A 14,583-nucleotide genomic window follows, 5' to 3' on the forward strand; every position below is an offset into this window, starting at 1 on the left:
CTCTATAATGAAATCAAAAGCCTGGTATAAAAAACAGTTGAAACGAAAGCCGGTCCAGCTTACCAGATATGTTGTTCAGGCTGTGTTTCTTTTGTTTTTATTATATGTTGGTGTGCAATTCTATCGATTTTACATGCATTTTGAAACGCTGGGAGAAACAGCGTTTGTGGAGCGCCCATCCGCTGTTGAAGGCTTTTTGCCAATCAGTGCCTTAGTGGCCTTAAAGGTTTGGCTGACGAGCGGGGAGTTCGATATGATTCATCCGGCAGGACTTGTGTTGTTGGCATTTTTCATTGCCTCGGGACTAATCTTTCGAAGGTCGTTTTGCAGTTGGTTCTGTCCGGTAGGAACTGTAAGTGAAATGACTGCATGGCTGGGGCGAAAAATTTTTAAAAAGAATTTTGAAATCCCGACTTGGCTTACTTGGATCTTAACGCCAATTAAGTATATTCTGCTGTATTTCTTTATCAGCATGATCATTGCCATGCCGACGTTTCAGGCAAAAGCGTTCCTGGATGAACCATATAACAAGATTTCTGATGTTAAAATGCTATTGTTCTTCTTAGGAATCGGTGGGTTTGCCTTGAAAGCGGTTCTGGTTATTTTGGTGTTATCCCTGTTCTTCAGAAACTTTTGGTGCCGTTTCTTATGCCCTTACGGCGCATTGATCGGATTAGGCTCCATTTTTAGAATTTCCAAGGTCCGTCGTAATGAGGATACCTGTACCAACTGTCAAATGTGTACAAAGGTTTGCCCGCAGCGTATCAAGGTCCATACGAAAAAAGTGGTAGCTTCACCGAATTGCAATGCCTGCATGTCCTGTGTGGAGGCCTGCCCAATTAAAGATACGTTGAATATGACTGTTGTAAACAAAAAGGTTAACAAGTGGTTCATCCCAGTTGGATTCCTTGCATTATTTTTCATCGTTGTGATTGTTGCGAAACTGACAGGACATTGGGAAACAATCCTTACCTATGAAGACTGGATGCAATTAATCCCAGATGCAAACTATGTAGGACATTAATAAAGTAATAGGCAGCCTGAGCGGCTGCCTATTACTTTATTGTTTATTAATTCCTTTAGCCCGTTTATCTTCCAGGTAGAGGGGAACATACGGTGCTGCGGAAAAAATAAAGGGTTTATTCTGCCCGGTGGAGGAGAAAATATCTTGTCACGGTAAAAATGAAGTGCCTATTCTTCCCGATAGAGGAGAAAATACGGTGCTAGGGTAAAAATAAAGGGTTTATTCTGCCCGGTAGGGGAGATAATGTCTTGTCACGGTAAAAATGAAGTGCCTATTCTTCCCGATAGAGAAGAAAATACGGTGCTAGGGTAAAAATAAAGGGTTTATTCTTCCCGGTGGAGGAGAAAATATCTTGTCACGGTAAAAATGAAGTGCCTATTCTTCCCGATAGAGGAGAAAATACGGTGCTAGGGTAAAAATAAAGGGTTTATTCTTCCCGCCAGAGGGGAAAAATCAGTGTCACGGTAAAAATAAAGCGTTTATTCTTCCCGCCAGGGGAGAAAAAAAGGAGTCACGGTAAAAATGAAGTGCCTATTCTTCCCGATAGAGGAGAAAATACGGTGCTAGGGTAAAAATAAAGGGTTTATTCTGCCCGGTAGAGGAGAAAATATCTTGTCACGGTAAAAATGAAGTGCCTATTCTTCCCGATAGAGAAGAAAATACGGTGCTAGGGTAAAAATAAAGCGTTTATTCTTCCCGCCAGAGGGGAAAAATCAGTGTCACGGTAAAAATAAAGCGTTTATTCTTCCCACCAGAGGAGAAAAAAAGGAGTCACGGTAAAAATGAAGTGCCTATTCTTCCCGATAGAGAGGAAAATACTCTGCTAGGGTAAAAATAAAGCGTTTATTGTTCCCGCCAGAGGAGGAAAACCGGAGTAACGGTAAAAATAAATGTCTATTCCCCCCCTAGAAAAGAGAAGCTCCCTAACCCGGTCACTATAAAAGTATGAAAAAAGCATCCGTTAATTTGTAAGATTAACGAATGCTGCTACGACGATTCGATTGAGGAGGCGGGCGAGTTCATCAAAATGAACGAGGCCGTCTTCTGTTTCGTTATAGTTCTGTACGACCACTTCATTAATTGCCCCAATCATTGCCTGCGAAACAATCCTAATTTCTGTTTCTGAAACAGCCGCTGGAAGTAAGCCTTGAACGGTCTGGAACATCAACTGGGCAAATTGCCGGTGGGCTTCACTCCTGGCTTGTTCCACCCCTTGAGAAACACCGACCGATTCCACAAGCATTAAGTTGGCAACCTTAACATCAGTAAAACAGATTTCAATGTAGCGGCGAATTCCCGCATATGCCTTATAAGCCGTTCGATTTTCCTTACCAATTGCGAGGTTTACCTCTTCGATAATTTCCAAAAACACTTCTTTAAACAGAACCTCAATCAATTCCTCCTTACTAGCGAAATGCTGGTAAAAAGTTGTTTTTGATACATGGGCCATTTCAACAATGTCCAAAACCGAGGTGTTTTTGTAGCTTTCATTCGTAAACAGCACGAGGCTGGCGTAGAGAAGTTTATCCCGTGCTTCTTTCGGCATTTCTGTCACAAAAAGCATTTTTTATCAGTCCAATCTGTATAATACCTGTACGAATTAGTATTAATTTTAAAAGATATTCTGAAGATAAACAAGGTACAGTTTTTCAAAAAAACTAGATTACAACATTGCTATAGTAGAAAGTCGAAATTTATCGAACGTTTTCTCTGTTAGATACTAGTACGTATTGGTATCATTGTTTTATCGGGATTGTTTTGAAAATTCATACCTAAAGAGAATGTTTCATATCGTTAATAAAATGTATTTTTAAAAGGAGGAATAATATTGGGAAAAGCAATCGAGGACTATACACTACCTGATTTGATGAAGAAGATTGAAGAGACAGTGAATGGGAATCCGGGTCCTATTGAAGGGTTTAATGCCGTTTATCTTTTTGATATAACCGGCGATGACGGAGGGGCGTACCAGCTTCAGTTCCAGGATGGCAAAGCGGCGGTATCGGAGGGAACCGAGCACCCTGCAGATTGTACATTGGTCATGTCGCTGGCAAGCTTCCATCTTTTCATATTAGGGAAGCTAAACGGGACGATGGCTTTTATGACCGGAAAGTTGAAGATTAAAGGTGATATTGGCAAAGCCCTAAAAATTGAAAGCGTTCTTAAGCAATATAATGTAAAAGATACCCTATAAAAAGAAAACAGGAGGCAGACTTTTCGTCAGCCTCTTGACTAATGGGACTGGAGGGATTTTATGAAAGCTAATAATTTGGTAGAAATAGTTTCCCGAACGGCGAATAGGTATGCTGATAAGGATGCCTTCCTATGGAAACGGGACGGGACCTGGCATGGGATCAGCTATGAAACTTTTTGGACTAAGGTGAAGCATGTTGCGGCCGGACTTGCCTATTACGGAGTGAAGCAAAATGACAAAGTAGCCATATTATCAGAAAACAATCCGTACTGGCCGGTTGCCGACCTGGCAATTATGAGTTTGGGGGCTGTCAGTGTCCCAATTCATTCCACGCTGCCATCTGACCAAATCTCCTATATTCTGCAAAATTCCGAATCTACATTTATGTTTGTACAGGATGAAATAAACTTAAATAAAATTCCTGAAGCCGACCGCTTGCCAACCGCCATCATTTTTCCATCAGAGAACTTCGTACCATCAGAACAATTCGTCTCACTTCAGCATGTAGCCTCACTGGGTTCAAATCACCCACATGAAAATTGGGAAGCGGAGTGGAGCGAACTGACAAGGGATGACCTTGCGACCATTATCCACACTTCGGGAACGACCGGGAAACCAAAGGGGGCAATGCTCACCCATGGGAACATTCTTTCCAATGTGGAAGGAGTCCAGTTCTGGGTGCTTGAAGCGAAACCTTCTGATATCCTGCTCTCGCACCTGCCGCTGTCCCATGTATTTGAACGGATGGCTGGCCAGTTCATGCCATTGTCCGTTGGGTCCACGATTGCTTACGCCGAAGGAATTGATAAAGTACAGGAAAATCTTTTAGAAGTACAGCCAACCGTTTTAGTCAGCGTTCCTCTCCTGTTTGAAAAAGTGTACGCAACCGCCCAGCAAATGGTGGAATCAGGGACCCCGATACGCAAGAAAATTTTTAAATGGGCCATTGATATTGGCTTGAAAAAATATGATCATTATTTAGGTCAAAGCTTTGATGAAATGATGAAAAATGGATTTTTGCCTAAGGAGATCAGTCGGAGCTGGAAAATTGCCAATGCCCTTGTTTACAACAAGGTAAAAAAGAAACTGGGAGGCAGAATTCGCGGACTTATTTCCGGAGGCGGCGCCTTGAATCCGGAAATCGGCCGGTTCTTCTGGGCGGTTGATATTCCGGCACTTGAAGGCTACGGATTAACAGAAACCTCTCCGGTTGTCTGCAGTAATCCGATGATTCGCTCAAAAGTGGGTACAGTCGGGAAGCCGCTGCCTAATCTTGAAATTAAAATTGCCGATGATGGCGAGGTCATGGTCAAGGGTCCGAGCGTGATGAAGGGCTATTACAAGGACGAAGAGGCGACTGCCGAGGCGCTAAGGGATGGCTGGTTTTTGACCGGAGATATCGGCAGCATTGATGACGATGGCTATTTAAAAATTGTTGATCGCAAAAAGCGGATTATTGTGTTAACCACCGGAAAAAATGTCGCCCCACAGCCAATTGAGAATGCAATGACCCAGAGCATCTATATTAACAATGCCGTTTTAGTCGGCCAGGACAAAAAATACGTCATAGCATTAATTACGCCTAGCTTTGAAAACCTGCTGCCGTGGGCAAAACAGAAAGGGCTGCAGACTGACATCAACCAATTGCTGAAGGAGCCTGCCCTTCAGAAGCTGCTCACAAAAGAGGTTGCCAAGTTTACCAGCAAATTTGCCCGCCATGAGCAGCCAAAGAAAATTATCATTATCGGCAAAGAATGGAACGTCGACGATGGCGAGCTAACCCCATCACTAAAGGTCCGTTTGCCGGAAATTCAAAAAAAATACAAAGAGGCCATCGAGCTGGCTTATAGTGAAGAAATGTTTACGGACATGATGATTGCCGCTAATGAAGCGGCCGTAGGATTATCGATGAATCCGGAGAGAAGCAGAGAATAGAGAAAGCGTGGATCCGGGGCAGGGTCCACGCTTTTAAATACTTAGCATCAATGCCAAATAGCCAGCAAGAATAAAGAGGAGGCTCATGACAAGAGCCAGCACTTTCGGCGCTTTTTTAATGAAAATGAAAATTATGAGGGCTAGGAAACCAACCGCTGCTAGGGAAAAAACAATTGACGGGATACCCGGCGCAATTTGTAAAGGCAGCGTGAGCTCTCCTTTGTGAAACAAGCTGAACAGAGGCGAAATACCATCTTCCTTGATGGTTGTTTCAATAACATGAGGTGGTGCCTGCTCACCAAGAGCACCGGTAATTCCAAAAACTAATAGCACTACCACACTCTCGAGTCTTGCCCATGGTAATGGATTAAATGTTGATTGTGCAGAGATTTTTTTCCGGACTAACGTACTATTAATAAAAGCAAACGCCAACAGTGGAATGATGGTTAGATGCTTCAGCAGCAAGGCCTGCCCATAAGATAACGACCAGCTATTGACATAGTCGCCTTCATTCATCGTGTAACCCATAAGGTCAAATCCTGTAAGGGCAACAAGTGCTAAACAAGTAAGGGCAACAGGTGTAAACCATTTTAAAAATCGCTGCCAATTGGCATGGTCACGTGAAAACCAGCTCACAACGATGAGGATGCCTGTCCAAGTGGTAACCGCCAAGAAATGTGTCGCATGGGTTAACGTCCCCTGCCATCCTGATATTGAACTGGCGTGACTTGATTGGCCTGCCAGAAAGATTAAAACCGAGACAATAAAAAGTCCTGTTAGTGAAAAACTGGGCTTACGTTCGAGTTTAATCGGTATAAGGTATATGAACAGAACCGTAGAAACAATCCCCGTCTTAACCCATGCCTTCCCAATCTCGAAATTGGTTAATACCGATTGAATCGTATACCCTAGTCCCAGGTCTTTATACAAATACAGTATGATATTTAGGACCGGAACAAACGAAAGAAAAGCAACTCCGAGAGTTGCTGTCAATAATATGCCTTTTGAGATTTTGATGTCAGGCCGGGACGTTTCCGGGACTAACTGTAAAATAAAACTGCCCAATAAGATGGAAAAGCTAAGATATAGAAATGCCTCGCTAAGAATAGTTAATAGAATCATCTAGACATGTTTCCTTCTATAGAATAACCAATAGCTTCCAGCACCCAGTACGATTAATAGTCCAGCGGAAGCTGGGATTAGGTAATCTTTAAGTGAGACTTCTTCTGTCACTGACTTTTCGGTTAGAGCTGCAGCAGCGTTTGCCTGTTTGGTGTCCGCAGCTGTTTCTTTTTCCTCATTAGCTGTTGTGGCCTCGTCATTGTTTGATGTACTTTCTGTAGCAGCGGGGACCGTTTCACTAGCAGCTTGAGTTTCTGGCAATCGCATGGAGAACGGAATATTGCCTTCCAAAGGATGACCATCACTACCGATAATCTTCCAATGGATAGTATACCCACCGTTTGCTAATTCATCCTTCAGCGTTCCAACTAACTGATTATTGTTCACCGAAATCTTTGATAGTGGAATATCTGTACCACTCTGGTCCTTTAATGTAAATGTGCTTGCAGCCTCTATCTTCGTTTCGTACGTAAGCGTAATGTCTTTAAAGGGTTCTGTCACAATTTCCCCGTTTTTAGGGGATGAATCCTCCAGATGAGAATGTGCGAATACATTTGTTCCTACTAGAAAAAACAGAATCGATATCATAAAGGAGATTTTCTTTAACATCATTTTCAACTCCGTTATATTGTTTAATACCTGTAGTTCATTCTATCATTGTTCCTACCCGCCGATACGATTTTGTCAGCATTGTTCACAAACATGTCATAAAGTGCAGCTTTTTAGATGATGTTCCCTACGTTAGATAATCAATCTTGGCTTGATTTATATCACATTTTTTATTGGCGATTTTGTTAAAGTAGGCTTATCCCAATAAAAGGAGTTTGATTGGAATGAATAATCTCCAAATAGATGGAAAAAGAATTATTATGGATGTGCGAGAACGGATAGCCAAAGGTGAACATCCGCGCCGTGAAATCTTAAATACCGTTAAAGCAGCGCCAGTTGGGTCAATATTAGAATTCCATATGCCATTTCGCGCTGAACCGTTAATTGCTAATTTGCAATCATTAGGTTTGAACGTTGTCGTGACCGAACTTGAGCCCATGCATTTTCGCCTGATGGCGGTAAAACTGGATGACATACAATAGCCCCTGTTATCGGGCTATTTTTTTTATTCTTCTTGTTCTTAATAATGAACATTAAGTTCTTAGTTGTGCTATGATAAAAATAAATGTATTAGCATATGTCTTAGTAGAAACAATGTATATAAAAGAGGGATTGGTATGAGGCTTTGTTTATTTCTGCTTTTCGCCGGCATTCTAGACGCAATCTTAACCCATTTTGGCATTCTATCTGGAATCATTGAGGAAGCAAATCCCCTGATGCAGGCCGTCATGGATAAAGGCTGGACCTATTTTTATTTCATTAAAATTCTTCTTCCCTTCATGCTTATCGGGCTATATTTCTTGCGTCCTTTAGAAGGAAGACTTCGCACCTTATTGATTTCTGCCTGTGTCATTTATTTCTCCGTACTCGTTTATCACATGGCCTGGATACTCCTCTACTTCCATACTTCGACGTAGCTAGACACCTTTAAATAATTAGGTTAGTATCAATACACATGCTAAACAAAAAGGAGTAAATCATGTTAAATAACTTAAAGCCATTTTTACAAGAGGGATGGAAAAAGTCAGGATTTCAAGAGACTACAGCCATTCAAAGAGAAGCGATTCCCCACATTCTCGAAGGAAAAGATGTTATTGCTGAGTCGCCGACTGGTACGGGTAAAACATTGGCCTATCTACTGCCGCTGCTTGATAAAATTGATGCTGATATGCAAACGCTGCAGACCGTTGTGCTGGCATCTTCTCAAGAGTTGGTCATGCAGATATTTCAAGAATTTCAGAAGTGGTCAGAAGGCAGCGGTATTAGAGGGACATCGATTATTGGCGGGGCAAATGTAAAGCGTCAGCTGGAAAAATTAAAAAAGCGCCCGCATATCATTTTTGCCACACCCGGACGGCTGCTAGAGCTAATCAAACAGAAAAAAGTAAAAATGCACGAAGTCAAACTCGTTGTGCTCGATGAGGGCGATCAGCTATTAACTTCAGAACACTTAGGCTCGGTTCAGAACATTATCAAATCGACAATGGCTGACAGACAAGTTGTGTTATTTTCAGCAACCCTCAAACCGGCAACAGAAAAAACGGCGAAGGAGTTAACGAGAGCACCAGAATTCGTGAAGATAGCCAAAGATGAAGCAGCATCTTCCGGAGAAGTGGAGCATGTTTATTTCACCTGCGAGCGCCGTGAAAAAATTAAACTGCTTGAAAAAGTAGCTCGCTTGAAAGACAGCAAATCGCTCGCATTTATCAACGATATTGGCGAGCTTCAGGTAATGAAGGAAAAGTTCGATTACAAAGCAATATCAGCCGGAATCCTGCATAGCGAGATGAAAAAATTGGAACGCCAAGCGGTGTTGAAGGCTTTTCGTGATGGAAAGCTGCAAATGCTAATCGCCACCGATGTTGCAGCGAGGGGTCTGGATATTCAGGGCGTGACACATGTAGTTCAAATCGACTTGCCAAAGGATATCACCCAATACATTCACCGCGCCGGCAGAACAGGACGGATGGGAGCCGATGGTACGGTAATTTCACTTGTGACGGACCGGGAAGAGCGCGAATTAAAGCAATATTGCCGCGAATTAAATGTACCGCTTGAGAAACGAATTTTTTATAAAGGTCAAATTGCGGCAGAAGAGCAAAACCTGCGGCGCTAAGGTTGTCAGGGACATCTTGTCCTGGCGGCCTTTTTTTACATAGAAAAAAGGATTTATCTTATTTTTCTTGAATAATAAAAAGGAGAAATGGAGGGGATTTAGGTGGAAAATCCAAAGTTGAAAAAGTATTATGACGAGTGGCTGGAGGAAGCCACAATTACCCAAATGCAGGAGAAACTTGACAGTGGCGAGCTGACATCAAAGGAATTAGTCCTTTTATATTTAAAGCGAATTTCAGTGTATGATAAAGTAATTAACTCGGTCCTTGAGATTAACCCCGATGCTGTACAAATTGCCGAAGCACTTGATTATGAACGCAAAGAGAAGGGACCACGTAGTTCTCTTCACGGGATTCCGGTCCTTATTAAAGATAATATCGATACCCAAGACAAAATGCATACAAGTGCCGGGTCATTGGCATTGAAGGATTCAATTGCGCCTCAGGATTCGTTTGTCGCCGAACAATTGAGAAAGGCAGGTGCTGTGATTCTTGGAAAAACCAATATGACTGAGTGGGCCAATTTTATGACACATGGAATGAAAAACGGCTATAGCTCACGCGGTGGACAGGTGTTAAATCCTTATGGACCGGGTACGTTTGATGTTGGCGGCTCCAGTTCCGGTTCGGGTGCAGCTGTTGCTTCAAATTTTGCCGCCGTGGCCGTTGGAACTGAAACTTCCGGTTCAATTCTAAATCCATCGTGCAAAAATTCCCTTGTTGGTATCAAGCCGACAGTGGGCTTGGTCAGTCGCCGCGGAATTATTCCAATTGCGCACTCTCAGGATACTGCCGGGCCGATGGCCAGAACCGTAGCTGATGCTGCAATTCTACTTACGGCACTATGTGGAAGGGACGAAAAAGATTGCATTACCGGAACCAACCCGTTTGATGGTGTCGATTTTTCTAAGTCCCTTGTGGAAGATGGCCTGAAGGGAAAAAGAATTGGTATTGCTGTTGATGGATTTATCGAGTTTTTAACAGAAGAAAAGAAAAAGGTATTCCTTGAAGCTGTTGAAAAGTTAAGGGAGAGCGGAGCTGAAGTGGTGGAAGATATTAAAATTCCTTCGGCGAAAGCAACGTGGAAATATGATGTATTAACATATGAGTTCAAATCTGATTTAAATGCGTATTTGAATGGCTTGCATCCTACAGTCAAGGTGCGGAGTTTGAGCGATGTTATTGCGTTTAACAATCAGGATGAAGAGAAAATGCTGAAATACGGTCAGACCGTTCTGCTGGAATCGGAAGAAACAAGCGGTTCATTAACAGAAGAAGCGTATGTGGATACACTCGAATTTGACCTGTATCATTCACGAGAGAAAGGAATTGATTTCGCACTGGAAAACTACAATCTGGATGTGATTGTATTTCCGGCGGATGAAGGGTCGCATATCAGTGCCAAAGCAGGCTATCCATCGATAGCCGTACCTGCCGGTTATACGACAAGTGGGGAACCAGTTGGCTTAACTTTTGCAGGAACGGCGTATAGCGAACCTGTCTTGATTGAGGCGGCCTACGGCTTTGAAATGCTGACAAAATATAGAAAAGCACCCGTACTTCGGTCAGAATAACACAGGTTGATTGCACTCATACTAACAATGACTTTCTTTGATAAAGGAGTTGACTTAGGTGGGTAGAACAAAGCTTGGCAACGCAAATGCACAGCGTAACAATAATCGCAAAAAAGCAATGAAAACAAGCTCTGAGCTGGTGGAATTCGAAACCGGCGAAGCGCTGAAACGAAACCGTCCACACGGCAGATAAATGAAGCATGCCTCCCACTTAGCATGAGTGGGAGGCGTTGTTTTTGTAGAATTCCGGGTAAATTATGTAGAATTCTCCGCAATGTGTGTAGAATTCCTGTTAATCTTTGTAGAATTATCCTTCAATCGTGTAGAATTCACCACATGACGTGTAGAATCCCTCCTAAAATTTGTAAATTGCAAATGAGGAGACCAGCTAATATGTTGATATCCCTCATCTTTGTGTAGATATAGATTAAAAACGTGTTGATATCCTCAAATTCTGTGTCGATATCTGCCTAAAATGTGTTGATATCCATCAATTTTGTGTCGATATCCACAAAATTGGGTATAATAACCGTTCAAAAGTGTCAAGTTACCTCTAAATTTACGCTTCTTCCAATAAATCCAGCCCTTCTTTTGCCGGACCTTCGATGACTTCGCCAGTAAAGGAGTAGCGCGAGCCGTGGCATGGGCAGTCCCATGTTTTTTCGGCGTGATTCCACTCGCATTCGCAGCCAAGATGGGTGCACGTTGTGTCAACGATGTACATTTTGCCGCTTTCGTCCTTGTAGGCACCCGCCCGCTGGCCGTTATAGGTGACGGCACAGCCTTCTCCGGCTTCCAATTCATCCGGATCTTTGGCAACAAATTCAATCTTGCCTTTTATCAGATGCTTGGCGACATCCAAATTCGCCGTGATGACCTCTTTCAAATCCGGATCGGCCTGGAAACGATGCGGCGAATACAGCTCTTTATATTGATTGTCCCGGCCTAGTGCATAATCGCTCAATATATGCCCTGCCAGAATACCCGTTGTCATGCCCCATTTTTTAAAACCGGTCGCCAATAACACATTTTCCCGATCCTGCGTAATCGGGCCGATGTACGGAACATTGTCTAAGGTAATCAAGTCCTGGGCTGACCAACGATAGGCATATTCCTTAATTCCAAATACCTCTTCGGCAAACTGCCCTAGAGCTTCGAAATGTTTCATCGTATCTTCGCCTTGCCCAGGTTTATGTTTTTCACCACCAACTATAATCAATGTTTCCCCGCCCTCAAGCGGAGTTGACCGAATCGAGCGCGGTGGGGTATCGGCGCTGATATACATGCCGCCTGGATACTCCTTGTCCGTTTTAATCCCAATTGCATAGGATCTACTCGGATACATTCTCGCAAAATATAGCCCGGGTTTGTCATAAAACGGGAAGTGCGAGGCCATGATGACATGCTTGCAGGATACTCGATTGCCACCCTTTGTCGTAACAGTTGGTTGGTCGCTTTCAGCATTTTCAATATCCCAGGCGGTCGTATTTTCATATACCTTGCAGCCTGCTTTCACCGCTTCATCCAAAAGCCCGCGTAAAAATTTCAATGGGTGGTACTGGGCCTGATTGTGCATAGCCAAAGCACCTGTAACCTGAATAGGGAAGGGAATACGGTCTTTTAAAGTGCCAGGGATCCCGAGCCGCTGATAGGCTTCATATTCGGTTTGCAGCTTGCTCTTTGTCTGCTCAGTGGTGGCATAGACATAGGCATCTTCCTTACTAAAATCGCAATCGATTCCTAATTCATTGATCTTTTTTTCCACAAAATCAATCGCGCTAGAAGTTGATTCATAATATTGCTTCGCCTTGTCTTCACCGAAATGGTTGATTAATTCATCATAAATAATATCGTGCTGGGCCGTTAATTTGGCGGTCGTATGGCCGGTGGTGCCATTAAGGACTTTTCCTGCCTCAATCAACGCCACCTTTACTCCTTCTTTGCAAAGCAAATAAGCCGCAGTAATCCCGGTGATACCGGCGCCAATAATCGCGACATCGACAGTCAAATCTTCGGTTAATTTTTCAAAAGAAGGCAGCTCCAAATCACGCCAGTACGGCTTAGGCATTTTGGGAATTTTCTCGGATGTCATAAATACCCTCCAAAAATCAAAATATTCTCCTGTCTAATTTTTCCTAAAATAAAAAATTTATGTAGCATTCATTAAAAAAGAACCCTATTTCGGGTCCTTATCTGCAGGGATTTTATCGATTCGCTTAGCATCATCCGAATCCAGGGCATCTCTTAAGAAGTGTACCATTGTGCCTCCCACTATCCCAAGACTGAGCACCATTCCGATCGTAATTGTCCACCATAGTGCCATTCTTCATCCCCCTTTTTTCTGCAACCTTTTTAAAAGATATGCACAAGGAGGACGAATCTTGCCTTCAATCCTACTCCTTCTTCTTTAAATCTGCATAGTAGTCCACTTTTTTAATATTCACACCAACAAAGGTCTCAATAATCGACTGACCTCCGGCAATGGATAAAATCAGGATTACCACAAACATCACATTAGGAAAAAGCAGATATCCACCCCCAAGGAAAATGGCACTCCAAACCCCGGCGCACCAGTAACATTTCAACAAATAACCAAACATTGATTTCGGGACTTCTTTTGTTTCAACGGTCCCGTCACTTGATTCAACTTGCACTCTTTTGACAAACGGCCGGCGAATGGATTCGGTAATTTTATCGAAAACAATTAAATGGGTAAACCGATAGCTGGCCAAGATTAACATGATATAGATCATCCATGAGATGTCGCGCACGAGGTGTCCTCCAAGACCTTAAAATTAACGGCATAAATTATATTTTTTACTACCTGTATATTTTGAGCTGGAAATCAAAAATATATATTCGGAGGAGGCGAAAAAATGAAAAAATCTTTTTGGTTTGGGTTTATGTTTTTACTGGCACTTTTCTGTATTCCAAGCGTTTCATTTGCCCAGCAAATTCATACGGTTCAGCCGGGAGACTCACTTTGGAAAATTGCCGTCAGGTATCAGGTTGGCCTCTCAGAAATTATTTCTGCCAACCCGCAGTTTAAAAATCCCAACCTGATCTATCCGGGGCAAAAAGTGACGATTCCCAATATCAGCGGGACAACATCAATTGAAAATCAGGTAATTCAATTAACCAATCAGGAGCGGGCGAAAAACGGCCTGCCGGCGATGACGGCTGATTGGGAACTGTCACGGGTCGCTCGCTATAAGGCGATGGACATGCGTGATAAGAACTACTTTAGCCATACGAGTCCAACCTACGGCAGCCCGTTTGACATGATCAAAGCATTTGGGCTAACTTATCGTTCCGCAGCTGAAAATATCGCTGCCGGCCAAACGACTCCGGCATCCGTCGTCCAGTCTTGGATGAACAGCTCCGGCCATCGTGCAAATATCTTAAGCTCCAATACCCGTATCGGTGTCGGGTACGCCAAAGGCGGCTCCTACGGCCATTACTGGGTACAGATGTTTATCACAAAATAACGTGAAAAGGGTCAGTTTTTTAAGCTTGAGCTTAAGAGACTGACCCTTTCTACGTCTTAAGACCGAGTTGAAAATCAAGCTCAGGCGCAATTATGGATCCGGGGAAAAACAGGTAAGATGAAATCAAGAAAGAGAAAGGGAGTGAATAACAAAATGAAAAAATTTGGTTTATTGTTAGCGGGAGGTATCGCAGCGGTCATCTTGTTATCAACAATTGGTCCGCTAGTAGGATTAGCCGTCAGCCTGGTGCTTCTATATTACATCTTCAAGCAGTTCATGAAGGCGGACTCCACTTGGATGAAAGTTGGGCTTGCCATGATCGGTTTCGTTGTCCTGATGGCGTCCATCCATAATACGCCAGCCATCATCGGTGTAGCTGCAGCATACGTGCTGTACCTTGTTTATAAAAAGTGGAACGGGGTTAAGCAAACCAAGATCAAAGAAGAATCCGATCCATTTGCCAACTTTGAAAAAAAGTGGAATGAAATGAAGCATTACTAATTAAAAAATCATTTTTGAATTA

The 14,583-nt window shown here is 42.9% G+C and carries 16 protein-coding genes; 10 read left to right on the forward strand and 6 right to left on the reverse strand.

From position 1 onward, the window contains the following. Positions 1–7: 7 nt before the first annotated feature. Positions 8–1,024, forward strand: coding sequence for a 4Fe-4S binding protein (locus tag ACZ43M_RS06080; RefSeq protein ID WP_464506523.1), 1,017 nt, complete (start codon positions 8–10; stop codon positions 1,022–1,024). 961 nt (positions 1,025–1,985) lie between these two features. Here ACZ43M_RS06080 and ACZ43M_RS06085 read toward each other — a convergent pair. Beyond that, a complete protein-coding gene (locus ACZ43M_RS06085; protein ID WP_464506524.1) occupies positions 1,986–2,588 on the reverse strand; it encodes a TetR/AcrR family transcriptional regulator in 603 nt (200 codons plus the stop codon). 264 nt (positions 2,589–2,852) lie between these two features. Between ACZ43M_RS06085 and ACZ43M_RS06090 the strand changes: the two genes are divergently transcribed. Together ACZ43M_RS06090 and ACZ43M_RS06095 are read left to right on the forward strand one after the other, a co-directional pair. Beyond that, positions 2,853–3,218: an SCP2 sterol-binding domain-containing protein gene (locus ACZ43M_RS06090; RefSeq protein WP_464506525.1), complete on the forward strand. Its 366-nt coding sequence runs from the start codon at positions 2,853–2,855 to the stop codon at positions 3,216–3,218. Positions 3,219–3,278: 60 nt separating this feature from the next. Beyond that, complete coding sequence (locus ACZ43M_RS06095) at positions 3,279–5,153, forward strand: AMP-dependent synthetase/ligase (protein ID WP_464506526.1); 1,875 nt, start codon at positions 3,279–3,281, stop codon at positions 5,151–5,153. Between the two features lie 33 nt (positions 5,154–5,186). Here the strand turns inward: ACZ43M_RS06095 and ACZ43M_RS06100 are convergent, their stop codons facing one another. Continuing rightward, positions 5,187–6,275 (reverse strand): copper resistance D family protein, encoded by a 1,089-nt coding sequence (locus ACZ43M_RS06100; protein ID WP_464506527.1) that lies wholly within the window; start codon positions 6,273–6,275, stop codon positions 5,187–5,189. Continuing rightward, positions 6,276–6,887, reverse strand: coding sequence for a copper resistance CopC family protein (locus ACZ43M_RS06105; protein ID WP_464506528.1), 612 nt, complete (start codon positions 6,885–6,887; stop codon positions 6,276–6,278). Between the two features lie 221 nt (positions 6,888–7,108). On the opposite strand from ACZ43M_RS06105, the gene ACZ43M_RS06110 reads away from it, so the two are divergent. From ACZ43M_RS06110 to ACZ43M_RS06130, 5 genes are all read left to right on the forward strand, one after another. Beyond that, positions 7,109–7,366, forward strand: a complete 258-nt coding sequence (locus ACZ43M_RS06110) for an amino acid decarboxylase (RefSeq protein WP_464506529.1) — start codon at positions 7,109–7,111, stop codon at positions 7,364–7,366. A 135-nt stretch (positions 7,367–7,501) separates the two neighbouring features. After that, complete coding sequence (locus tag ACZ43M_RS06115) at positions 7,502–7,801, forward strand: DUF5658 family protein (RefSeq protein WP_464506530.1); 300 nt, start codon at positions 7,502–7,504, stop codon at positions 7,799–7,801. Between the two features lie 62 nt (positions 7,802–7,863). Beyond that, a complete protein-coding gene (locus tag ACZ43M_RS06120; RefSeq protein WP_464506531.1) occupies positions 7,864–9,000 on the forward strand; it encodes a DEAD/DEAH box helicase in 1,137 nt (378 codons plus the stop codon). Between the two features lie 102 nt (positions 9,001–9,102). Continuing rightward, positions 9,103–10,572 (forward strand): amidase family protein, encoded by a 1,470-nt coding sequence (locus ACZ43M_RS06125; protein ID WP_464506532.1) that lies wholly within the window; start codon positions 9,103–9,105, stop codon positions 10,570–10,572. Between the two features lie 58 nt (positions 10,573–10,630). Next, the gene (locus ACZ43M_RS06130) at positions 10,631–10,765 is read left to right on the forward strand and encodes a hypothetical protein (RefSeq protein WP_464506533.1); all 135 of its coding nucleotides are present in this window, start codon (positions 10,631–10,633) and stop codon (positions 10,763–10,765) included. A gap of 366 nt (positions 10,766–11,131) precedes the next feature. Here ACZ43M_RS06130 and ACZ43M_RS06135 read toward each other — a convergent pair whose 3' ends face one another. The 3 genes from ACZ43M_RS06135 to ACZ43M_RS06145 all read right to left on the reverse strand — a co-directional run bounded on the left by ACZ43M_RS06135 (position 11,132) and on the right by ACZ43M_RS06145 (position 13,343). Continuing rightward, positions 11,132–12,664, reverse strand: coding sequence for an FAD-dependent oxidoreductase (locus ACZ43M_RS06135; protein ID WP_464506534.1), 1,533 nt, complete (start codon positions 12,662–12,664; stop codon positions 11,132–11,134). An 84-nt stretch (positions 12,665–12,748) separates the two neighbouring features. Continuing rightward, complete coding sequence (locus ACZ43M_RS06140) at positions 12,749–12,895, reverse strand: hypothetical protein (protein ID WP_464506535.1); 147 nt, start codon at positions 12,893–12,895, stop codon at positions 12,749–12,751. 70 nt (positions 12,896–12,965) lie between these two features. Then, a complete protein-coding gene (locus tag ACZ43M_RS06145) occupies positions 12,966–13,343 on the reverse strand; it encodes a DUF1360 domain-containing protein (RefSeq protein ID WP_464506536.1) in 378 nt (125 codons plus the stop codon). Between the two features lie 105 nt (positions 13,344–13,448). Here ACZ43M_RS06145 and safA point away from each other — a divergent pair, with 105 nt between their 5' ends. Both safA and ACZ43M_RS06155 read left to right on the forward strand, forming a co-directional pair. Further along, entirely contained in the window at positions 13,449–14,060 is a 612-nt protein-coding gene (gene safA, locus ACZ43M_RS06150) for a SafA/ExsA family spore coat assembly protein (protein WP_464506537.1), read from the forward strand. A 153-nt stretch (positions 14,061–14,213) separates the two neighbouring features. Next, entirely contained in the window at positions 14,214–14,561 is a 348-nt protein-coding gene (locus ACZ43M_RS06155; protein WP_464506538.1) for a lmo0954 family membrane protein, read from the forward strand. Positions 14,562–14,583 lie beyond the last annotated feature (22 nt).

The sequence above is a fragment of the Neobacillus sp. B24 genome (assembly GCF_055381825.1).

Coding starts and splice junctions, on each gene's coding strand:
- ACZ43M_RS06080 (WP_464506523.1), top strand. CDS start 8: ATGAAATCAAAAGCCTGGTATAAAAAACAGTTGAAACGAAAGCCGGTC.
- ACZ43M_RS06085 (WP_464506524.1), bottom strand. CDS start 2,588: ATGCTTTTTGTGACAGAAATGCCGAAAGAAGCACGGGATAAACTTCTC.
- ACZ43M_RS06095 (WP_464506526.1), top strand. CDS start 3,279: ATGAAAGCTAATAATTTGGTAGAAATAGTTTCCCGAACGGCGAATAGG.
- ACZ43M_RS06100 (WP_464506527.1), bottom strand. CDS start 6,275: ATGATTCTATTAACTATTCTTAGCGAGGCATTTCTATATCTTAGCTTT.
- ACZ43M_RS06105 (WP_464506528.1), bottom strand. CDS start 6,887: ATGATGTTAAAGAAAATCTCCTTTATGATATCGATTCTGTTTTTTCTA.
- ACZ43M_RS06110 (WP_464506529.1), top strand. CDS start 7,109: ATGAATAATCTCCAAATAGATGGAAAAAGAATTATTATGGATGTGCGA.
- ACZ43M_RS06115 (WP_464506530.1), top strand. CDS start 7,502: ATGAGGCTTTGTTTATTTCTGCTTTTCGCCGGCATTCTAGACGCAATC.
- ACZ43M_RS06120 (WP_464506531.1), top strand. CDS start 7,864: ATGTTAAATAACTTAAAGCCATTTTTACAAGAGGGATGGAAAAAGTCA.
- ACZ43M_RS06135 (WP_464506534.1), bottom strand. CDS start 12,664: ATGACATCCGAGAAAATTCCCAAAATGCCTAAGCCGTACTGGCGTGAT.
- ACZ43M_RS06140 (WP_464506535.1), bottom strand. CDS start 12,895: ATGGCACTATGGTGGACAATTACGATCGGAATGGTGCTCAGTCTTGGG.
- safA (WP_464506537.1), top strand. CDS start 13,449: ATGAAAAAATCTTTTTGGTTTGGGTTTATGTTTTTACTGGCACTTTTC.
- ACZ43M_RS06155 (WP_464506538.1), top strand. CDS start 14,214: ATGAAAAAATTTGGTTTATTGTTAGCGGGAGGTATCGCAGCGGTCATC.